This window comes from Candidatus Eremiobacterota bacterium, from assembly GCA_031082125.1.
Classification (GTDB): domain Bacteria; phylum Vulcanimicrobiota; class CADAWZ01; order CADAWZ01; family Ess09-12; genus Ess09-12.
In genome coordinates this window covers 17,763-37,442 of record JAVHLM010000017.1, presented here as the reverse complement: position 1 = coordinate 37,442, position 19,680 = coordinate 17,763, and the positions used below count along the sequence as shown (strand labels likewise).

Sequence of the window (19,680 nt, the reverse complement as noted above, 5' to 3'; positions counted from 1 at the left end):
GCATCTCTCTTACTGGAGCAAGGCTTATTCCGAAAGGACCTCAAAGCCCATCACCTGGTCCACGAAGGTCATCTCCTCGATTTCCTCCTCCGATGCGGCCCATTCATCATAAGACTCCGAGCCCATGGCGAGCGTCTTGAGGAGAGCGGGGTTTGTTTTCATCTTCTTGAGAGTGTTTCTCTGCTCCTCGGTGAGCATGGCCTTCCCCGCCTCGATATTCTTGAGGCGCTGTATCTTCATGGCAGCTTCGAGACTGGCAATTTCCCTTATCTTGGCCTCGGCTTTCTTCATGTCGAGAGAATCACCGGACCGCAGTTCGCGGAACTCAATGTGGGCAATCTGGATAGCAGCCCGCTCCTTTACCGCTTCCTTCTGGCTGGTGAAGCAGAGGGCTCGGAGCGACTCGATCTGCTTGTCCGTGAGCTTCAGGGCTTCCTGGACCTTCATGTAGTACTTCATCAGGGTTTTCTTGGGGAAATGGCCGCCCCCGTCCCGCCTTCCTTCGCCTTTTCCCTCGGCGGCCCATGAGGGCGCCTGGATCGAGAGTAAGGCTATCAGCAGAAACACCGCAATCTTTTTCATAATCTTATGCTCCTTTCTGGTGATGCTGTGAAGTTTGACCATGGGGAGAGAAAAAAGTTTCTCACCCCCCCAAGGAAATTTCCGCCTGGAGGAGGAGGTGCCTCTCTCCTTGAATGTAAAGGTGGAGGTGCTTTCTCCATGGAAAATAAAAAGCTCCTGGGCTTCATGATGGCAATCTGTGCCATTGCCGTTCTTGCAGGGCTCACGGTGAGCTTCATTTCGTCCAGGGAATACCCCGTGCTCGCTCATATTGCCATTCTTTTTGTGGGGAAAGACACCAAATCTGATACCATGGCCTTTGAGAAGAAGCTCCAGAGCTATTTTCAGGACCAGAGAGCCCGGAAAAATATTCTTCCCCAGGATCTCTCTGTGGTGTCCTATCATTTTGACAAAGCCGATGAAAAACAGGTCTGCGAAGAGAAATTTGAGATTCATGACGAGGATCTCCCCTTCCTCGGCGTCGTGGAGATTGATGACAAGAACCTCCCGGTGAAGGTGCTCCGACGCCTCAACGGGGTGGGGGAGCCAGGCAGGGAGACGGCCGAGTTCTTTGATTTCGCCGTGACGGCTCTCACCGCTTCCCCCTCTGCGAAGGATTGTGTCTTGCCTGAGAGGAATTAGGGAACTCACAGGGAAATAGTAAAATAAGGGGGGCGCCTTGAAGGAAAAGAAATTTTTCGCAAGCCCGAAAAGATATATCGTCTTTATGGTCATCCTTTACGTCCTCTATACCCTGGGCCTGCTCTATGGCCTCAAGGTCTATCACAAGCTTCCCAGGATTGACCCCTTCAAGACTCCTTTGCTTTTCGCCCTGGCCGGTGCGGGTGCGCTCCTCCTCATAGGCTCTCTCTCGGCCCTTTTTCTGAATATGAAGAAAGTAGTGGTCTTTACTCCTAAGAATATCGAGTATAAGCACGGGAACAAGGAATTCTCCGTACTCTGGAGGGATCTCACCTTCAAGATATCGGGAGGAGAGCGCTCCCTTTACCGGACTGCCATCATAAGCGACGGCAGGAATTTCGGCACGATAGACAACCTCTTTTTCCCCGAGTACGATCTCATGATCAAAGTGATAGACAAGGCAAAGGAAAAGGATGACTACAGCACCATGGTCATCTGAGCCCCCAGGGTCCCAGAGAGAAAGGAAGGCACCCCATGGAATCAATCTATATTCCCGAAATCTCCCAGTATGAGCCCGGTGTCGTCGAGGGGGGCATGGTGTTCACGAGGGATGCCAGCACCTTTGACGTGCGCCTCTCCCTGGTGACGGTCCATCCCACTGAACTCGAGGACATCTCTAAGTTCAACGGGTATTCCGCCACCGTACTCCTTCACCCCAAGATTGACATCAAGAGCTTTGCTCATATTTCCCCGCATGAGCGCGATGACTTCAGGCAGAAATCTCATGAGTACGCCGGTATATGCGCATCTCTTGCCATGATGCCCTGGCCCAATACTGACGTGGTGCTCCTCGTCGATCACGCGGGAGAGCTTATCAGCCGTTATGTGGGAATACTGAGGGAACTCCCCTCGGCAGAGGTGAGAAGGGAAAAGGTCTGCCATGCCGATGGAAGCGAGGAGGTTTCCCGTGTGGTCCTCCCGCCCAATATTGAGATTGCCGGGAAAAATGTCTATATACTCGATGAGTTTATCGGTTCGGGCTACACGCTCCGCATCATTATCGACGAGATCTACAAGGCCGGCGGGAGAGTCAACGGGATCGGCGTCATTGCCACCCTTTCAAAAAAGATCCCCGAGCTTGACAAGACCCCTTACAACCTCATCCCCATAAGGACTCTGATGAGCAGCCTGGGCGACTGAGAGAGGTTCCTGAATCAGGCAGGACCGGAAGAAAGAGGTGAAGGGTCTTGGTCAAAGCATGGGCGGCTGAGCTTGCAGGGCTCTATTCACAGTTTGACGAGGTGCTCTCCACTACCCTTCCCGGTGCGCCGGAAAATCCCTGTGAGACCTGCCGGAACTGCTGCTCCTATCCCATCCATCTCCAGGTGAGCGCCCTTGAGCGTGACTTCATCAAAGAGCAGGCACCGCCCGGCACCTGCCGCGAGGAGGCATTCATCGCCTTCATCAACAGGGCAGCCGGGGAGTCGGGAAGCCCTGCCAAGGTGTGCCCTCACTATGATTGTGAAGGCATGAAGTGCCTGATATACCTGTGGCGTCCCCTCTGCTGCCGCATGTTCGGCCATGTTCCCTTCCGCTCAGTCGGCAAGGGCTGCCCCTATGGCGCCTCGCCGGCACGCCAGGGAACCTGGAAGAGGGTTGAAGCCCTCGTGCAGGCTTTTTCAGCGCTCCGCCTTCAGTATTACCGCGCATGCCGTGATTCCCTTACCCCCCTGACGGCGATGGATTTTCTTATCATGGGCAATGTCTCCCTCGACGAGGGGGATCCCAGGAAAGCATTTCTTCTTTATGACGAAGCCCTTCAGCGTTTCCCCGACAGCGCTCTTGTGAGGTCATACCAGGCCAGGAAGTACGAGCTCATGGAGCACCTTCCCGAAGCAGAGCGGGAATACCGCGCCGCCATCGCCCTGGACCCCGAGGAACCGGTGCTCCTTGTGAAACTTGGTTTTGTGAAATACGGGATGAGTGATTTCCAGGGGGCAGTGGTGCTCTACCGCGAGGCCATCAGGAGGGACGGGTCAAACCACATGGCCTGGGCCAACATGGGGCTCGCCTTCCTCTCCCTCAATGAATATGAGCATGCCCTTGATGCTTATGAACACGCCCTCGCACTTGAGCCTTCACCCACGCTTCTCATCATGAAGGGAAATATTCTGGATTGTCTTGCCCGATCCGAAGAGGCTCTCGAGGCCTATCAGGGTGCGCTCGCCCTTGACGGCGAGGACCTTCTTGCCCACATGTGCCTGGGGAAGATTCACAGAAAGCTTTCTTTTCCCGAAAAGGCCCGTTTTCATTATGAGAAGGCGATGGCGCTTGCCGTTGACGAAGGGGTGAAAAAGATGATGGAAGGCGAGCTTGCCACCCTTGCCCTTCCCTGCTGAGAGATCGGCGGGCGGTTCTCTTAACGCTTCTGCTCGGCGAGCCTTTTCATGAGACCCTGGCTGTCCTCAAGCGACGTGATGCTGAAGCTGTTCACCAGGATACCCATTTTGAGGAGGTCTTCCTTCATGGACTCCTCGACGTTTTTGCAGAAAGGCTCTATGTTGTTCACAAGGGAGCGGATGTCAAGCTCCTGGAGATAGATCGTCACGTTCCGCTTGATGATTTCCTCGACAAAGTCGCTGATCTGGTCGGTGTCCTTGTTCATGAACCTCCCCGCCGCAAGCTCAAGACCATTGGGCGAGTCATCTATCCTTACCTCCATGACGACATGGATATCAAAGATATTGCCCTCTCTGTTCCGGATGTTCCTTGCCATCCGGTCCACCGGGAAGGGTGCAAGGCTCAGTTTGTACTCTTTCTGGAAAAAGGGGACCACGAAGAATTTCCCTTCACGGTAATACTTCCTCCCCGAGCCATCTTCCACAATGGTCACTTCATCGGGCTTTGCCGTTCTCTTGCAAGACTGGTAAATCCTTTGGGCTGTCAGGGCTAAGAGCAGGGTGGTCAGGATTATTGCAAAGATCATGGGACCGGACATGGTTTCTCTCTCCCCTCGTGGCTTTTATTCCTGTGCTGAAATGCCAGCCTCCCTGAGGAAGGCAAGGACGCTTTTCTTGAGTATATCGTCTCTGAAAGTGTTCCATCGCTGTTTTTCCCTCGGGTATGCCTCGAGGACGTCCCTGAATCCCCGGAAGGCCCCCTGGCCCTCGATGGCCTCAAGAAGCCTTTTCTGGAGCTTGACATCCTTGAGGGTTTTAATAAAGGCTTCCATGTCCTTGTAGGTATCATGGGGAGTCCGTCTCGGGATCTGGGGAAAGCGGCCTTTTTCCTTGGCAATCTTCTCCTTGAGAGACTTGAGTGCCGAGACATCAGGATTGTCAAGTGAAAGCTTTATCACTTCTTTTGTCTGCTTGTCAAAGAAATAGTATATATCCTTCTGGGTATCACTTAATGCAGCCATGAGGGCTTCCATTTTTATCTTTCCTGGCATGTATCTCTCCCGGGGTGGAGTAAGCCTTCTTATTTCTTATGCACTGCCGTGAAATCTCCTTCTCCTTTGTCACGGTATTTTGCGGTACTCCGGATGGTTTCAAAAGGGCCCTGTAATGGTTCACATGAGAGCGATTATCGGGAAAAGGGATCTCAAGGAATATAAAAAGAGAAGGAGAACTATATTATACAATTATGAAGGAGGAGGAATCACCTATGCGTATCATCTCAAAAAGTACACTGGTTGCGCTCATTTTCCTGGCTCTGGGGCTTGTTCTTTTCTTTTCGCCGCCCGCTTCGTCAGGGATGGAACAGGAAAGCCCTTCTCCCTCTCCCTCGGCTCTCCCGTCTGCACCACCGTCAGCGACGCCCCAGGGTGAGGTGACAGATACGAAGGGGCTTTTGTCGGCTATGGAAAAAACGGTTGCCTCGGTGGCCGATTATTCCTTCATCGGATACATAAGGCTTGACAAGGGGACCCTTGTGGCGGACTACCGGTGCGTGAGACCCTCTACGATAAGGGCCGAAGTCCTGGAGGGGAACGGGAAGGGTGCCGTCATACTCTACCTGCCCGAACAGAAAAAGGGAGAGGTCAAGGTGAAGATGGGAGGATTTCGCGTATGGCGCTCCATTGAGCGCCTCAAGCTTCAGAACACTCCCATTGTGGAGTCGCTGGTGGACATGATCCTGAATATGATGCGCTCGGGAAAAGATGTGGCCTTCAAGGGGGCTGTGGACCTTTTTGCCCAGGTGGACGGGAGCATTGCGGTATCCCTCAACGGGCAGGGAGCCGGGACTCCCGTGGCGGCCGGAACACCGACTCCTGAGCCTTCCCCGTCGCTTGCGCCATCACTGACGCCTTCCCCTGAGCCATCTCCTCTGGAGAACCCGCCTTCCCCCACGGCCTCTCCCTCTGATGCCTCCCCGGCCTCGCCGACACCCGCGCCCACACCGTCGGCCGGCGGCGGGAAGACCATTGCGAAAAAATGCTATCTCGTGGAGATCCGGAAGGACGAATTTACCGACACCATTGCCATTGATGCCGAGACATTCTGGCCTGCCTACGCAAAAAGAATTAAAGGGGACCAGCTGGTTTTTGAGGCCGTTATCACTGAAATGAAGCTGAATTCATCGCCCAGGATGGAGTTCTAGTCTCCCGGCTCCTGAAGAGGCCCCTCGAAGGGAACTGCAAAGGCGGCGAGCATTACGGGGATATCATCGGTGACAGGGTACAAGAGCCTGCAGGAAGGGCAGAGAAGCCCTTCCTGTTCTTTATGAACGATGGCGGTGACAGGCTTTTTGCAGAGCGGGCAGGCCAGAATCCTCTTTAACTCCTCACTGAGCGTCATGGGGACCCTCCCGGACTGATTGTGCCCTGTAAATGAGATGAATGGCCGATATGAGGTTGTTCCACTGGATGCCGAGCCTGTCCAGCCGCTCCATGACGATGGCATCCCTTATTTTCTCAAGTGATTTCTTGATCCTGTCCGTTCCCTCCAGCAATCCCTCCATGGTCTCAAAGGACTCGCTTTCCATAGTGGCCTGGGACCTCTCAAGGTGCTGGCGGGAAATCTCGAACTGGGTGATGGCCCAGTCTACCTCTTCCAGGTATTTTTCCTTTTTCATGCGATTTGCGGTGTACTTCAGGAAGTTGTCGTACACTTCTATGATGCTCCCCGGGAATGAGGCGGCGCCGAAGGAAAGGGACGATTTTTCCCCTATGACCCGCAGGGATGTGAACTCCAGCGGAATCTCCTCGCCGCTCAAGGTGAAAGGCGACTCGCAGGCGCTGCACTGGATGCTTCCCAGAGAGTTGGGGTGGCCGCAGAGGATGCATTTCTTCGTAAGGGCGTCTGACTGGTGCTTTACAAAGGCATCGTAGGAAAAAGTGAGGGTGTTGATGGCATTGACAGCTTTTTTCAGTCCCGATCCTATTATCGAAAGCTCGCCGGAGTCGAAATAAGTCTTGATCTCCTCAAGGGCCTTTTCATACTCCTGGAGGGAGAGAAGGACGATTTTAGCCTGCGTGTCCACGTCCTGGGGGAGCTCGGCCTGATAGTAGGTCTCCAGGAAATTCTTGTAAATCCCGTAAAAGCGCAGCATCTCTGAATCAAGCCTCAGCTTGAAAAGTTTCAGGTTACCCCTCTCCTCAAAGCACTTCATGCCCAGGGCATAAAGCTCGTTCAGGGCGGAAGACCTGGTGGGAGGAGGGGTCGAGCCCGAGCCGGGGGTATCTTCTGTGGAGTCATCAATCCAGGTTTTTCTCAACGTGGAAAGAAAGCCGCCCTCTTCCTCGGGCCCGTCGCAGAAATCCATGGGGAGCCTCCTGGTTTTTCTCCCCTAATTCTTTTTTTTTGCCGTAATTCCTCTCATCAGGGGCGAAGAAACAAGAGAGAGCCCACCGGGGACTCTCCTGTGCACTCAGGAAAGGAAGATGCCTATTTCAGGGGGGTGAGGAGCACCTGCGCCTTGGTGATCCTCCCTGAAATCTTTGGATCAATGTAAAGGGTATTCTCATAGGTGGTGCTTTCACCCTTTGAGCCGATGAACTTGACGGACGACGTGGTGACGGGAAACTTGTTCAGGTCAAGAAACTGCACGATTGCATTGAATTTCCCGTTCTCCTTGAAGATCACCTTGAGCTTATAACGGCAGGTGAGCTCTTTCTTGTCGGCCTCCTGGAAAAAATCCCACCTGAGCTCAGGGACGTCGGGGAGCTGAACCTGCATGGGATTTCCATAGTAGTTGAGCTTGACCTCGGGGTTGTTGAGGACCTTGCCGGGAACTGCCGGCCTGTTCTTGCCCCCCCCTCCGCAAGAGCATGCCAGGCATGCGATAAGCAGCACGACTGCCAGTAAGCCTGCCTTTTTCATCATGAGCCGTATCCTCCTCGTCTCATCAATGGGTGACGGTATGAGGACTGTCATCCCCCCACCATGATCTTATCATACTTTTAAGGGCTTTTCAATCTCTTGCTCCATGGCCATCTATGAAGGTGGTGAACCATAGTTCCATGCAGAGGGCACCCCAGATGACCCTTCCGAAATCCATTTCCCTGTCTAAGGCACGCTCCAGGGCCTGCGAGTTGAAAACCCCCCTGGTGCGGGCCTTCGGCGAGAGAAGAATGTCCCTGATGAATTCGCGCAGGGGGCCCCGCTGCCAGATGTGGAGAGGCACGGGGAAGCCTTTCTTGTCCTTCCTGTCGAGGACCTCGTCGGGCACGATGTTTTTCACCGATTTCCTGAAGAGATATTTGGGCTGTCCCCCTTTGAACTTGATGACGGGGGGAATGCTTGCGATAAGATCGGCAATCCTGTGGTCCAGAAGGGGAACGCGTGATTCGAGGCCCCAGGCCATGCTCGTGCGGTCTTCCACGTGCAGTAGCGCCGGCAGATGGACCTTGAGGTCAAAGTAAAGCATCCTGTTGAGAAACGACCGGGCATCAGAACCGTTGAATATGCGGGAAAACTCGTCATCAAGCGAGGTATCGGCGGAGAAAATCCCGGCGTCATATATATCCCTTATTCCCGATGAGCGGTCCATGAGGCGGAAATAGCGTTTTTCCGGAGCCTCGAAGAGCCCGTCCTTCCAGAAGTAGCGCATCATAGGGATGTACTGGCGGAGCATCGGCAGGTTGGGAATAATGGTGGCCAGGGTGGCGGCATACTGGGATGTTCTCTCTGTCTCCTCGATGGCGCCCTTCAGGCACTCCTCAAGGTAGCCCAGGAGATAGCGCGCGTAGCCTGCAAAAATCTCGTCGCCGCCCTGGCCGCCGAGAACGACCTTTACATGCTGAGAGGCGAGCTGTGATACCATATACTGGGGGAAAACGCCCGGCCCTGCGGCGGGCTCGTCCATGTAATAGATGATTTTAGGGAGGTGCTCGATGAAGTCTGCCGGAACTGGCCTGATCTCATGGTAAGTAGCCCCTGTGCGCTCAGCAACCAGGTGAGCATAATAAGTCTCGTCGAAGTCTTCGCCTTCAGAGAAGGCGCCGGTGAACGTGGAGAGCGACTCGCTTCCGCCGTTCATGTCCCCTGCAAGGCAGACCACGGTGCTCGAGTCAAGGCCTCCCGAGAGATGGGCGCCGAGGGCCACGTCAGAGCGGAGCCTTATTTTTACCGCATCCCGGAGCAGAAGGCGGAGATGGTCGATAAAATATTCCTCCGTGTGGTCGTCATCGGCGGCAAAGCCGAGGTCCCAGAATCTTTTCGTCTCCAGGATCCTGCCCTCGCCGTCGATGGTCATGGAGTGGCCGGGGAGAAGGCGGTATACTCCCTCGAAGAGGGTCCTGTCCGCCAGGGTCGTCTGGAATATGAGGTATTCCCTGAGGCCTGCCATTAAGACAGATGCTTCCGTGCCCAGGGCGAGGAGGGCCTTGATCTCCGAGGCGAAGGCGAAAAGCCCTTTCCGGGCAACATAGTAGAAGGGCTTCACGCCGATGCGATCCCGGGCGCAGAAGAGGCGCCTTTTCTTTTCGTCCCAGATGGCAAAGGAGAACATCCCGATGAATTTCTGGAGACATCCTTCGCCGTATTCCTCGTAGGCGTGGACAATGACCTCCGTGTCGGAGTATGTCTTGAAGCGGTGCCCCTTTTTCCGGAGCGCCTGGGCAAGCTCGAGATAGTTATAGACACAGCCGTTGAAGGTGATCCACACCGTCTCGTCCTCATTTGAGAGGGGCTGGGCACCCCGCTCGGGATCAATGATGGCAAGCCGCCGGTGGCCAAGCCAGACGGGGGATTCACTGGACTGCCACTCCCCTTCGCCGTCGGGTCCCCGGTGGGCAATGAGCGAGAGGGCTTTCTGCCGCTCTTCCTCTTTCGATGGCCCCACGATTCCCACGATTCCGCACATAATAATCCTTGCTATTCACTGAGATATACCTGTCATAAATACCACCCTCTTCCTTAACTTCCTGCAAGAGCGGCATCCCCTGCCCTGAAGCTCTCTCCCCCTGCGGCCTTTCTCTCCCGGAAGAGGTAATCGGCAGTGAACTCTCGAATACACTGCTCTTTCATTTCACGTGGCAGGAAGCGATGAAGAGTCTGAGGCAGATGGTGAAGCTCATCTTTCATGGGGCCGTTCATGGGCTTTTTTTTGCTCTTTTTCTGCTGGGTCTCCCCTTGTTCCATCTTTCCCGCCTCTTGAGGAGGCTTTTCAGGAGACGTCCCCGGATACTCTGGGGCCCCACGCCCATCATCAATATCGCCACAAACGCCGCAGCTGACAGACTTTTTGGCTATAAGAGCGATACTCTTGTCTATGAGACTTACTATATTACCAGCGACTTCACCTGGAGCATGGAGCGCTCTATCGGCCGCCGTATGGGGCCCCTCGTGGTGCCTCTGGCGGTATTTCTCTGGGCGTGTCTTTCCTATGATATCTTTCAGTTCTATTTTGACGGGGGATTCCTGGGAAGAACATGGCTCAGGTGCTGGGAGCTGCCCCTTCTTTGCGCCGCAGGAAAGATTGTCATAGTCTCCACTTACGGCTCTGACGTGCGGGTGAGATCGCGTACCCTTGCATTGGGACCTTATAACGGCTGTATGCACTGCAAGGCGCCGGGAAAGGCCTGTATCTGCGACGATGAGAAAGCATCCCGGAATATTGCCCACGTGAGGCGCTATGCCCACGCAATGCTTGCCATGGGAGACATGAGGGAATATGTGCCTGCCACGGTCACCGGCATATACTTCTGGGCCATAGATACTGAGAAGGTCCCTTATGTCGGGCAGCCCGCGAGTGAAGGGCCTCTCCTGGTGCTTCACGCGCCGAATCATCCAGAGTATAAAGGCACTGAGCACCTTCTCAAGGTGATTGAAGAGCTGAAGAGGGAGGGCGCGCCGATTGAGCTTCTGCTGGTGCAGAAGGTGAGCAACAGGGAAGCCCTGGAGCTCTACAAAAAGGCCCATATCGTCGCTGAACAGTTTCTCATCGGGTGGTACGGGTATTTCGCCGTTGAGTCAATGGCGCTGGGGAAGCCGGTGATCGCCTTCATCAGGAAGCCCTCCCTCTATCTCCCCGGAGAAGCGGAGTGCCCCATCGTGAGTGCAAATCCTGATTCGCTCAAGGAGGCACTTCGTGTCCTTATCGAGAATCCTCTCCTGAGAGAGGAACTCGGTGAGAAGGGACGCTCCTATGTGGAGAAAGTCCATTCACTGAAGGCAGTGGGAGCGAAAATGGACTGTCTTTACCGGGAGCTTTCCGGCTACCGCTATTGAGGCCCCCGGGTGATACTCAGGGCATTCACAGAAAATAAAAGAAAGCGTGATATGTTATGTGCGGAATAGCAGGTGTGCTCAGTCTCAACAAGGATCCCGTATCGTCGGCTCTCATCAAGGAGATGTCGGGAGTCATCACCCACCGCGGGCCCGATGACCAGGGATATTACATCGATGAAAACCTTGCCTTTGCCCACAGGCGTCTCTCCATCATAGACCTCTCTCCTGCGGCCCATCAGCCCATGGCCAATGAGGATGCCACGGTGGTGATGGTCTATAACGGAGAGATCTACAACTACCAGGAGCTTCGCACGGAGCTTACCTCAAGGGGCCACCGCTTTCACTCCCACACTGATTCGGAGACGGTGATCCACAGCTATGAGGAGTGGGGCCTCGAGGCGCTGAAAAAATTCAACGGCATGTTCGCCTTCGCTCTCTGGGACAAAGCGCGCCGCCGGATCATTCTTGCCCGCGACCGCTACGGCATCAAGCCCCTCTACTATGCCTTCGTGAAGAACAAGTTTGTCTTCTCTTCCGAAATCAAGGCAATCCTGCTCCATCCCGAGTATGCCAAGGATGTTGATTACCAGGCTCTCAAGGAATATTTCACCTTTCAGAACGTCTATTCTGACCGGACACTCTTTGGTGGAATAAGACTGCTCCCCGCCGGCCATTATATCACCCTTGACGAGAAAGGGGGGGCGGAGAGCTTTTCCATGCACTCATACTGGGGCTACGAGCGCCTTTTTGCCCCGAATCCCCTCATCATGGACGAGAGAGAGTACATCGAAAAGCTCCAGTTTCTCTTCGAGCAGTCCGTGATCCGTCAGCTCATGAGCGACGTGCCCCTGGGAAGCTACCTGTCAGGAGGCATGGACTCGGGGTCCATCGTCGCCGTGGCAAGCAAGAACCTTCCGCGTCTGATGACTTTTACCGGCGGCTATGATCTCTCGTCGGTGAGCGGCATCGAGCTTGTTTTTGACGAGCGGGAGCATGCCGAGCTTCTCTCCTCGACGTTCCTCACGGAGCACTATGAGATGGTGCTCCATGCCGGCGACATGGCATGGGCCCTTCCCAGGCTTATCTGGCATATAGAGGACCTCCGCGTGGGCATGTGCTACCAGAATTATTACATAGCAAGGCTTGCCTCAAAGTTTGTCAAAGTGGTCCTCTCAGGCGCCGGGGGCGATGAGCTCTTCGCCGGCTATCCCTGGCGCTATGAAAAAATTCTGGAATGCGAGAGTGACGATCATTTTGACAGGATTTACTATGAGTACTGGCAGAGGCTCATACCTGAAGCGGAACATGATGCCTTCTTCACGGAGAGCGCAAGAAAGCGCATAGGGGATTACTCATCCTTCGATGCCTACCGGCAGGTTCTCAAGGGAGCCGGTGAGGCGCCCGGGGGCGGGGAGAGGAGAGAGCACAACCTTAACCGCGCCCTCTACTTTGATGCAAAAACCTTTTTGCACGGCCTTTTTGTCATTGAGGACAAGGTGAGCATGGCCCATTCTCTTGAGACGAGGGTGCCTTTCCTGGATAATGACCTTGTGGACTTCGCCCTCTCGATGCCCTCGCGCCATAAGCTCCTGATGACCTCTTCAAAGGGTGACGAAGTGGTCCGTGACACCGGCAATGAGGTTATTCTCCAGTCAAACAAGGGGAAATACATCCTGAGGGAGGCCATGAGGAAGCTCACCCCCGTCTCGATCCTGAACCTGAAAAAGCAGGGCTTCAGCCCCCCCGACGGCTCCTGGTACCGCGGCGAGAGCATGAATTACGTCAGGCAGATCCTTCTCGACAGGAGGACCCTCACCAGGGGATTCTTCGAGCCTTCCTCCATCGAGCGGATTGTTGATGAGCACACGCGGGGCCTCCACAATCACCGGCTCATCATATGGAGCCTTCTCAGTTTCGAATGGTGGAACAGGCTCTTCATGGACGGAGACCGCGAGGATATCAAATCGGGGAGGAAATCGTCGTAAAAGGTCTTACTCCGACGGAGTGCAGAGGGGTGCCACACCCTCTGCAAGCGGCATGGAGGGGACATAGTCAAGTGTTTTCTTGAGTTTCTCTATGGAAGCCACGTAGCAAGGCTGGCTCTCGCCGGTCCTGAAGGCGAAAAGAGGCTCTCTGCCGCAGAGGGAGCCTGCGAGAAGCGCGAGACCTTTCAGGGTCGTCACTTCATTCCCCGCAAGGTTCAGAGTGGCGCTTTCCTTAAGGGAGAGCGCCTTTTCCATGCAGTGCACCGCATCATTCACGTGGACAGGAGTGAACGACATCCCTTCCGAACCCACCACCGTCACTTCCCGGCCCTCTTTTACGCGCTCCACGATGCCGGGAATCAGGCGCCCCTGCTGCCCTTCCCCGTAGCAGAAGAAGATTCTGAATGCCACCGAGGGAAAAAACTCCCGGTAAAAGGGGAGAAGTTGTTCCGAGGCGTATTTGGTGTGGCCGTAAAAGTCGGCGGGGGCGCAAGGCCCCTCTTCCATGAGAGGCTCGGGCGAGTACCGCGGTCCGTACACGTTGCCTGAAGAGGCGAAGACAAAGGAGGAAATCCCTGCCTGGCGCCCGTAGTCGAGAAGGGCAAGGGTGCTTTCCGTGTTCACCTGGAAGAGGGTGAGAGCCTTTTCTGGAAAGAGGCGGTGCCCCGGGAACTGCGTGAGGTGAATGATATGATCGACCCTGGCGGGGAAGAGAGCTCTGTCAAAAGGCGATGAAAAGTCATGCTCGATCCAGGTTACTCCCTCAGAGCCTGAGTGCTCCGGGATCTTCTCAGCAGTGCAGAAAAGGTCATATGACGGTGAAAGCCGCCTGATGAGATGGCTCCCGATAAAGCCTGTCGCTCCTGTCACCACTGCCCTTTTTTTCATCATCCCTCCCTGCAGTCATTTCACCGTTCGAGGAGGCACTGAAAAAGTCCTTTCTGGCTGAAATTCCGTCCCCGCCCGGTGCGAGAGGATTACTTTTACTCTTGTTGAAAGAAGAGAGAATTTTCAAGGAGAGGATACTCCATCGCGCCCGTGAAAGAACCACCCGGCAGGCGATGGATTCCCACTGTCTTATCATGAAGAAGCGCGCTTTACATGGTCATTTCCAGGCTTTCAGAGAGGTCACCCTTCTTCTCACCAGGCACCGGCAGCTTACCTTTGAGATGGCACGCCGCGAGGTGACGGAACGTTACCTTGGGCAGGTTTTCGGCGCTTTCTGGGTCTTTGCCCATCCCCTGGTCCTCATGGGAGTCTATATTTTTATTTTTGCCTTTGTCTTCAAGGTGAAAATCGGGGGCACCTATGACCTTCCCTTGAACTACACCATCTATCTTCTCTCGGGCCTTATCCCATGGCTTGGTGTGCAGGAATCCATGTCCAAGGGAACGACGGCCATCACCGCCAATGCCAACCTTGTGAAGCAGGTGGTATTTCCCATTGAGATCCTGCCGGTGAAGGGAGTGATTGCCTCCCTTTTCACCCAGGTCGTATTCCTGGTGTTTCTTATCGGGTATGTGCTCATTTCCTACCGGTTACTCCCCTGGACTTACGCGCTCCTTCCCCTGCTCCTCTTTTTCCAGGCCCTCGGGATGATAGGGATCAACTATTTTCTCTCGTCCATAAGCCCCTATTTCCGCGACCTGAAGGACTTTGTGCAGGTCTTCGTCGTTATCGGAGTCTATCTGGTCCCTGCTTTTTATCTTCCCGAGTTTGTGCCGGAGCTCTTTCGGCCACTTCTCTACCTCAATCCATTCAGCTATTTGATCTGGTGCTACCAGGATGTGCTCTATTTCGGGAGAATTGACCATTCCTTCGCATGGGTTGTCTTTCCCTTCCTTGCGCTGCTGAGCTTCTACGGGGGCTACCGCGTGTTCAGAAAATTGAAAATCATGTTCGGAAACGTGCTATGAGCGATCACAAAGCGATTAAAGTCTGTAACCTTTCAAAGATGTACAAGATTTACCGCAAGCCTTCTGACATGCTCAGGGAGCTTGTTACGGGAAAGCACCGCTATAGTGAGTTCTGGGCTCTCAGAGACGTGAGTTTTGAGGTTGAGCGGGGGGAAGTGGTAGGAGTTATAGGAAGAAACGGCGCAGGGAAGAGCACTCTTTTGAAAATACTTGCAGGCACTCTCGACAAGACTGCAGGAGAAATAGAGATAGCAGGGAAAATTTCGGCCATCCTGGAGCTGGGCACGGGTTTCCACCCTGAATGCACAGGACACGAGAACATTTACATGGGAGGGCTCTGCCTGGGGATGAGCCGCGATGAGATAGACAGGAAGCTTGAAAGCATCATTGATTTCAGCGAACTTCAGAGCGTGATTGATCAGCCTTTTAAGACTTATTCAAGCGGCATGCAGGCCCGCCTTACCTTTTCTGTCGCCATAAGCGTCGAGCCCGACATCTTCATCGTGGATGAGGCCCTTGCTGCGGGCGATGCCTTTTTTATATCGAAATGCCTTGCACGCATCAAGGAAATCTGCCGCTCAGGGGCCACGGTGCTCTTTGTATCGCATTCAACGGACCTTGTGAAGCGCCTTTGCAGCAGGGCCCTTTATATCGAAAAAGGCCGGATTGCCATGATTGGCGAAGCCCAGGAAATCTGCAGCCATTATGAATCACTTCTTCTTGAAATCTCTTCATCGGCCCTTGATGAGCGCTCTTCATCAGGGCAGGGGATAAAGATCAAGAGTGAGGTGGCAGAAATTACTTCGGTGACGCTTGAGAATGGCGAGGGATCTTCTCAATATGCTTTTTTCCAGCACTCGCCAATGGCAATAAAGATATCATTCACGGCATATGCTCCCTTTAAAAATCCTGCCGTATGGGTGCGATTCATGCGGAGTGACGGGGTGACCGCCACAAGCTGGATGAGCCATGAACCGGAATTCACTGACATAGGCGCCTTTGACAGAGGAAGCCATGAGATAGAGGTCGGAATTGACGATCTCATGCTTGGCGATGGGCTCTTTTATCTTACTGTGGCATTCTTCCCGGAGAAGAAGGGAGGCGACTCGTCTCATTACATGGACCCTTTCTGCATCTGGGAAAGGGTCGTGCAGATGGAAGTAAAGAGAAAAACAAGACCTCTCTCCACCATTTTTGACCAGCCGATGAAAGTTGTATCAGTAAAGAAGGAGCGGGTATGAGCAGCTCATTTAAGCAGAAAATGAAACAGGCGCTGAAAAACATCATCGCAAGCCCTGTAAGGGAAGAGCTTGAGTTTGTGAAGAGGGAAAATGCAATGCTCCGTGAGGAAAGTGAAAGCCTCCGGCAGGATTTGGTTCGATTACAAGGCGAGTTTAAGGAGAAGAACAATGAGCTCATAGGGTTGATTCTTAAAAGCCGCTCATTTTTCATTGAAAGGGGCAATGAGAGGGAAAGGCCTTCTGCTGCCTCGTTAGCGCCTCAAAGGCCGGTAAAGGATTTTGAGAGTTACGCCGCCTTACTGGAGAAGGAAGCCCCTGCCGCATACCGTGAGTGGAGAAAGCTCCTTGAGGTAAACTCGAAGGATTATGAGGGCTTCCCTGTGGAGAGCTGCAGCGTGGAAGGCCATGGCATGGCAGGATATTTTCAAGATTTCATCGCTCCCTATCTGAGAGGAAGGGTGCTCGATATCGGCTGCGGGCCTCAGCCGCTTCCTTCCTACCTGGAGGGATATCCCCTCTCGAACATTGCCGGTATTGATCCAATCCCTGCCGCCACGGCCCACCCCTTTACTTTTGTCCGTTGTTTTGCCGAATGGCTCCCCTGGAATGAGGGAAGCTTTGAGACAGTGATCAATGCCACCTCGCTTGACCATGTGCTGCTTCTTGAGAGAAGCCTGGAAGAGGTAAGAAGAGTCCTCTGCCCTGGAGGGCATTTTCTTGTATGGGTCGGTTTTGTCGAGGGGGCGGCAAAGTATGATCCTTTCGATAAGGCCATCGTGCCAGTGGACCGCTACCACCTCTTTCATTTTTCCAGAGACTGGTTTGAGGAATTGATGAGCCGCTTCTTCGAGGTGGAGGAATCTTTTCATCTTGAGAGGCCTTCCCTGTCAAGCTTTTACAGTCTTGTCCCCTTAAAAGAAGGAGCATCTCATGGAAACCTTTAAAAAGCCCTCTCAGGCAGGAAAAGACATCCCGGAGTGGGCTCATGATTTTGAGAAGCGTCACGGGAGGAAGCCCGCGATACTCCATATCGGCAATATAGCCAACAATGCCTATATAAATTCAAAGATGCTCAACAAGGCGGGATTGGACTGCGATGTGCTCTGTTATGACTACTACCATATCATGGGCTGCCCTGAGTGGGAGGATGCCGATTTTACCGGCAAAGTGGCAAATCAGTTCAACCCCGACTGGGGATCAATCGATCTCCGCGGCTATGAGAGGCCCCGCTGGTTTGCCCAGGGGCCTCTTCGCTATGCAATAAACTACCTTCTTGCAAGAAGGAGAAAGAATAAGCTGAAGGCCCAGTTCTGGTGGCATGTCCTGGGGGCTCATACCCGCCATAAAGGTGCCGTGACCTCTCTTTTTACCCTCTTTTTCGGTTTCCTGGGTGCTCTTCGAAAGGCACGCGCCCTCAATGGAGGGCTCAGAAGCAGGTATTTCCCCCTGGGAGCCTGCCTGTTCTACCTGCTTGCTGCGGTCATATCGCCATTTTTTTTCGTTTACTATGCACTGCTCTCTCTCGTGGTTATTCCGCTCAAATGCTACCGGAAACTCTTCCGGCCTCGCAATGCTTCCGTTCAGGAAGTACGGAAGCATCCCAGCGACGAACGGATGGAAGAGCTTATCAATGCTTTCAGCTCCTGTTTCCCCGGGCGCCAGGACAGGCTTTCAAATTCTGATCTTGAGGGTTATTGGAATCTGCTGCCTCTCTGGAAGGAGCTCTTTAAGCATTATGACCTTATTCAAGGCTATGCCACTGACGGCATCTACCCTCTTCTCACGGGGAATGCATATATTGCATATGAACATGGCACTATCAGGCATATCCCTTTCCAGAATGATACCCAGGGCCGCCTCTGTGCCCTCACTTACCGCATTGCGAATAAAGTGTGCATCACCAACGCCGATAACATAGAAGCGGCAAAAAAGCTCGCCCTTGCCAGCTACCGGTTCATACCCCACCCGGTGAATGAGGATTTTCTTGAGGAAGACGCCGAAACATCCAGGTTGCGTGATATGCTTCACCGGGAGAGCGATTTCGTGGTATTCCACCCTTCGCGGCAGCATTGGAGCAGCGAGCGCCATCCAAGCTGGGAGAAAGGGAATGACATCTTCATTGAAGGCTTTGCGAGGTTTGTGAAGGAAGTGAATCCCAGGGCATCGACACTGTTGGTGAACTGGGGAAAAATGATAGAAGAGAGCAAAAGGCTCATAGAAAGCCTTGGGATCACCTCGAGGGTGACATGGATTGAGCCCCTTCCCAATAGAAGCATGGTGCGCCATATAAAAGCCACTGATGCGCTTGCCGACCAGTTTTTCCTGGGTGCTTTCGGAAGCACCATGCCCAAGGCTCTTGCCTGCGGGAGGCCAGCCCTCCTGGCACTTAATGAAGACCTGCACCGGTGGTGCTTCAGCGAGATGCCTCCAGTGGTGAACGCATGGACCCCCCAGGAAGTCTTCGAGGGCCTCAGGAGACTCTATCAGGACAAGGAATGGACAGCAGGGATCATTGAAAAAGGCCTTGGGTGGTATGCCCGGTATCACTCGGAGAAAGTAATAGTCACGACACTTACGGAAATTTACCGGGAAGTCATATAGTCATTGATGAGCCTTTCTGCGATTTTATAAGGATCATGGATATCTTCCACGAAGGCGCGGGACTTTTCTCCGATCTCCCTCCGGAGGGGCTCGCTCTCCACAAGGGCCAGCAGGTCATCTGCAAGAGTCTCTTTCGAGGTGCGCACAATAGGAATCCTTTCCCTGAAAGGAAGGTGCGCCATGTCTTCATCTCGGAGGTAGCAAAGCGTAGGGATGCCCATTGCCATGGTTTCCACGGCGAAGGCGCCGTACCATCCCGCATGAAGCTGGTCAACAGCGAGGTGAGCCTGGCGGTAAAGCTCTCTCGCTTCCCCGTAGGGGACATTCTCTACCAGCAGAAGCCTTAGGGGAATGCCCTTTTTCTTTAATGCCTCAATGGCCTCGATGATAAAGTGAGTTCCTTTGATCGTGCGGGAAGTCGGGGCATGAAGGATGGTGAGGGTGCTTTGAGGGGGTCTTGGGCTGGGCGTCCATTCCCTGGGGTCAACACTCGCATAGGGGAGAAATTCTGCCCCTGGCACGAAGGGGAGAAGATCAGGGTTTACCACATATATTTTGTCTGCATAGCGTGCAATTATCCTCACTGCCTCGGCTTTCCTCTTAGCCGCTTTGTCATTGCAGCTCTCGAAATCACAATAATGGCATGCGGAAGTCTGGTATTTTGCAAGTGAAAGGGCTCTGCTCCTCACATCACATCCCTGGAATGTGTGAAAGATTTTCTTGCCCATGGCTTTCAGCAAAGGAAGATCACGCAGGGCGAGGGAAGGATACCAGGAGAAGAGCGAGCCTCCAAAGTTGAAATGAAAGACCTCATAACGAAGGCAGGCTTTCAGAAAAAACGACAGGGTGCGCCACCTGCCCGGCCAGCGTGGTACTTTTTCCAGTTCCAGGTTATTGTTTACCGGAAACTTCAGGGCGCTTCCGGCAAATACCATCGTATCACTGAGGCATCCCAGGGCTCTTTCAGCCTTTGAGAGAGTATAGGCGTTTCCTGCCACCCCGTGAGGGGCATGAAGAATCTTCAGCATGGAAGCTCCTTTGCTCCGGGAAGCTCACAGAG

The 19,680-nt window shown here is 53.8% G+C and carries 20 protein-coding genes; 11 read left to right on the top strand and 9 right to left on the bottom strand.

The genetic code is table 11. The annotated features are described in order from the left end of the window. Positions 1-24 precede the first annotated feature (24 nt). The gene (locus tag RDV48_18185; protein ID MDQ7824736.1) at positions 25-582 is read right to left on the bottom strand and encodes a periplasmic heavy metal sensor; all 558 of its coding nucleotides are present in this window, start codon (positions 580-582) and stop codon (positions 25-27) included. A 138-nt stretch (positions 583-720) separates the two neighbouring features. Here RDV48_18185 and RDV48_18180 point away from each other — a divergent pair, with 138 nt between their 5' ends. From RDV48_18180 to RDV48_18165, 4 genes are read left to right on the top strand one after another with little or no spacing between them, the layout of a single operon-like run. Continuing rightward, positions 721-1,203: a hypothetical protein gene (locus RDV48_18180; GenBank protein ID MDQ7824735.1), complete on the top strand. Its 483-nt coding sequence runs from the start codon at positions 721-723 to the stop codon at positions 1,201-1,203. A gap of 37 nt (positions 1,204-1,240) precedes the next feature. Then, entirely contained in the window at positions 1,241-1,702 is a 462-nt protein-coding gene (locus RDV48_18175; GenBank protein MDQ7824734.1) for a hypothetical protein, read from the top strand. Between the two features lie 35 nt (positions 1,703-1,737). Next, entirely contained in the window at positions 1,738-2,403 is a 666-nt protein-coding gene (locus RDV48_18170; protein MDQ7824733.1) for a phosphoribosyltransferase, read from the top strand. A 47-nt stretch (positions 2,404-2,450) separates the two neighbouring features. After that, a complete protein-coding gene (locus tag RDV48_18165) occupies positions 2,451-3,602 on the top strand; it encodes a tetratricopeptide repeat protein (protein MDQ7824732.1) in 1,152 nt (383 codons plus the stop codon). 20 nt (positions 3,603-3,622) lie between these two features. On the opposite strand, the gene RDV48_18160 is transcribed toward RDV48_18165, so the two are convergent. Together RDV48_18160 and RDV48_18155 are read right to left on the bottom strand one after the other, a co-directional pair. Further along, positions 3,623-4,201, bottom strand: a complete 579-nt coding sequence (locus RDV48_18160) for a flotillin family protein (GenBank protein ID MDQ7824731.1) — start codon at positions 4,199-4,201, stop codon at positions 3,623-3,625. Positions 4,202-4,225: 24 nt separating this feature from the next. Beyond that, positions 4,226-4,654: a UPF0158 family protein gene (locus RDV48_18155; GenBank protein ID MDQ7824730.1), complete on the bottom strand. Its 429-nt coding sequence runs from the start codon at positions 4,652-4,654 to the stop codon at positions 4,226-4,228. Between the two features lie 215 nt (positions 4,655-4,869). Between RDV48_18155 and RDV48_18150 the strand changes: the two genes are divergently transcribed. After that, entirely contained in the window at positions 4,870-5,805 is a 936-nt protein-coding gene (locus tag RDV48_18150) for a hypothetical protein (protein ID MDQ7824729.1), read from the top strand. Here RDV48_18150 and RDV48_18145 read toward each other — a convergent pair. The 4 genes from RDV48_18145 to asnB (RDV48_18130) all read right to left on the bottom strand — a co-directional run bounded on the left by RDV48_18145 (position 5,802) and on the right by asnB (RDV48_18130) (position 9,510). Further along, a complete protein-coding gene (locus tag RDV48_18145; protein MDQ7824728.1) occupies positions 5,802-6,002 on the bottom strand; it encodes a Trm112 family protein in 201 nt (66 codons plus the stop codon). The two genes, RDV48_18150 and RDV48_18145, sit on opposite strands and share 4 nt — an antisense overlap. Next, entirely contained in the window at positions 5,989-6,969 is a 981-nt protein-coding gene (locus tag RDV48_18140; protein ID MDQ7824727.1) for a hypothetical protein, read from the bottom strand. The genes RDV48_18145 and RDV48_18140 overlap by 14 nt, the downstream gene beginning before the upstream one ends. A 122-nt stretch (positions 6,970-7,091) precedes the next feature. Then, the gene (locus tag RDV48_18135) at positions 7,092-7,529 is read right to left on the bottom strand and encodes a hypothetical protein (GenBank protein ID MDQ7824726.1); all 438 of its coding nucleotides are present in this window, start codon (positions 7,527-7,529) and stop codon (positions 7,092-7,094) included. 88 nt (positions 7,530-7,617) lie between these two features. Next, positions 7,618-9,510, bottom strand: a complete 1,893-nt coding sequence (gene asnB, locus RDV48_18130) for an asparagine synthase (glutamine-hydrolyzing) (protein MDQ7824725.1) — start codon at positions 9,508-9,510, stop codon at positions 7,618-7,620. Between the two features lie 182 nt (positions 9,511-9,692). Between asnB (RDV48_18130) and RDV48_18125 the strand changes: the two genes are divergently transcribed. Both RDV48_18125 and asnB (RDV48_18120) read left to right on the top strand, forming a co-directional pair. Then, on the top strand, positions 9,693-10,877 hold the full coding sequence (locus RDV48_18125; GenBank protein ID MDQ7824724.1) for a hypothetical protein: 1,185 nt from the start codon (positions 9,693-9,695) through the stop codon (positions 10,875-10,877). A 56-nt stretch (positions 10,878-10,933) separates the two neighbouring features. Further along, positions 10,934-12,862, top strand: a complete 1,929-nt coding sequence (gene asnB, locus RDV48_18120; protein ID MDQ7824723.1) for an asparagine synthase (glutamine-hydrolyzing) — start codon at positions 10,934-10,936, stop codon at positions 12,860-12,862. A gap of 6 nt (positions 12,863-12,868) precedes the next feature. Here the strand turns inward: asnB (RDV48_18120) and RDV48_18115 are convergent, their stop codons facing one another. Next, on the bottom strand, positions 12,869-13,753 hold the full coding sequence (locus tag RDV48_18115; GenBank protein ID MDQ7824722.1) for an NAD(P)-dependent oxidoreductase: 885 nt from the start codon (positions 13,751-13,753) through the stop codon (positions 12,869-12,871). Between the two features lie 101 nt (positions 13,754-13,854). Here RDV48_18115 and RDV48_18110 point away from each other — a divergent pair, with 101 nt between their 5' ends. Genes RDV48_18110 through RDV48_18095 form a run of 4 tightly spaced genes read left to right on the top strand, consistent with a single transcriptional unit; the run spans position 13,855 to position 18,620 of the window. Next, positions 13,855-14,778, top strand: coding sequence for an ABC transporter permease (locus RDV48_18110; GenBank protein ID MDQ7824721.1), 924 nt, complete (start codon positions 13,855-13,857; stop codon positions 14,776-14,778). After that, positions 14,775-16,019: an ABC transporter ATP-binding protein gene (locus RDV48_18105; protein MDQ7824720.1), complete on the top strand. Its 1,245-nt coding sequence runs from the start codon at positions 14,775-14,777 to the stop codon at positions 16,017-16,019. Before RDV48_18110 ends, RDV48_18105 begins: the two co-directional genes overlap by 4 nt. Next, positions 16,016-16,963 (top strand): class I SAM-dependent methyltransferase, encoded by a 948-nt coding sequence (locus RDV48_18100; GenBank protein ID MDQ7824719.1) that lies wholly within the window; start codon positions 16,016-16,018, stop codon positions 16,961-16,963. Before RDV48_18105 ends, RDV48_18100 begins: the two co-directional genes overlap by 4 nt. Then, positions 16,950-18,620 (top strand): glycosyltransferase, encoded by a 1,671-nt coding sequence (locus tag RDV48_18095; protein ID MDQ7824718.1) that lies wholly within the window; start codon positions 16,950-16,952, stop codon positions 18,618-18,620. Before RDV48_18100 ends, RDV48_18095 begins: the two co-directional genes overlap by 14 nt. Here the strand turns inward: RDV48_18095 and RDV48_18090 are convergent. Then, on the bottom strand, positions 18,602-19,648 hold the full coding sequence (locus RDV48_18090) for a glycosyltransferase (protein ID MDQ7824717.1): 1,047 nt from the start codon (positions 19,646-19,648) through the stop codon (positions 18,602-18,604). The genes RDV48_18095 and RDV48_18090 overlap by 19 nt on opposite strands. Between the last annotated feature and the right edge of the window lie 32 nt (positions 19,649-19,680).

Excerpts from the sequence above, each read along its gene's own strand:
- RDV48_18185 (MDQ7824736.1), bottom strand. The coding sequence starts at position 582 with ATGAAAAAGATTGCGGTGTTTCTGCTGATAGCCTTACTCTCGATCCAG.
- RDV48_18180 (MDQ7824735.1), top strand. The coding sequence starts at position 721 with ATGGAAAATAAAAAGCTCCTGGGCTTCATGATGGCAATCTGTGCCATT.
- RDV48_18170 (MDQ7824733.1), top strand. The coding sequence starts at position 1,738 with ATGGAATCAATCTATATTCCCGAAATCTCCCAGTATGAGCCCGGTGTC.
- RDV48_18160 (MDQ7824731.1), bottom strand. The coding sequence starts at position 4,201 with ATGTCCGGTCCCATGATCTTTGCAATAATCCTGACCACCCTGCTCTTA.
- RDV48_18155 (MDQ7824730.1), bottom strand. The coding sequence starts at position 4,654 with ATGCCAGGAAAGATAAAAATGGAAGCCCTCATGGCTGCATTAAGTGAT.
- RDV48_18150 (MDQ7824729.1), top strand. The coding sequence starts at position 4,870 with ATGCGTATCATCTCAAAAAGTACACTGGTTGCGCTCATTTTCCTGGCT.
- RDV48_18145 (MDQ7824728.1), bottom strand. The coding sequence starts at position 6,002 with ATGACGCTCAGTGAGGAGTTAAAGAGGATTCTGGCCTGCCCGCTCTGC.
- RDV48_18140 (MDQ7824727.1), bottom strand. The coding sequence starts at position 6,969 with ATGGATTTCTGCGACGGGCCCGAGGAAGAGGGCGGCTTTCTTTCCACG.
- RDV48_18135 (MDQ7824726.1), bottom strand. The coding sequence starts at position 7,529 with ATGATGAAAAAGGCAGGCTTACTGGCAGTCGTGCTGCTTATCGCATGC.
- asnB (MDQ7824725.1), bottom strand. The coding sequence starts at position 9,510 with ATGTGCGGAATCGTGGGAATCGTGGGGCCATCGAAAGAGGAAGAGCGG.
- RDV48_18125 (MDQ7824724.1), top strand. The coding sequence starts at position 9,693 with ATGAAGAGTCTGAGGCAGATGGTGAAGCTCATCTTTCATGGGGCCGTT.
- asnB (MDQ7824723.1), top strand. The coding sequence starts at position 10,934 with ATGTGCGGAATAGCAGGTGTGCTCAGTCTCAACAAGGATCCCGTATCG.
- RDV48_18115 (MDQ7824722.1), bottom strand. The coding sequence starts at position 13,753 with ATGATGAAAAAAAGGGCAGTGGTGACAGGAGCGACAGGCTTTATCGGG.
- RDV48_18105 (MDQ7824720.1), top strand. The coding sequence starts at position 14,775 with ATGAGCGATCACAAAGCGATTAAAGTCTGTAACCTTTCAAAGATGTAC.
- RDV48_18100 (MDQ7824719.1), top strand. The coding sequence starts at position 16,016 with ATGAGCAGCTCATTTAAGCAGAAAATGAAACAGGCGCTGAAAAACATC.
- RDV48_18095 (MDQ7824718.1), top strand. The coding sequence starts at position 16,950 with ATGGAAACCTTTAAAAAGCCCTCTCAGGCAGGAAAAGACATCCCGGAG.
- RDV48_18090 (MDQ7824717.1), bottom strand. The coding sequence starts at position 19,648 with ATGCTGAAGATTCTTCATGCCCCTCACGGGGTGGCAGGAAACGCCTAT.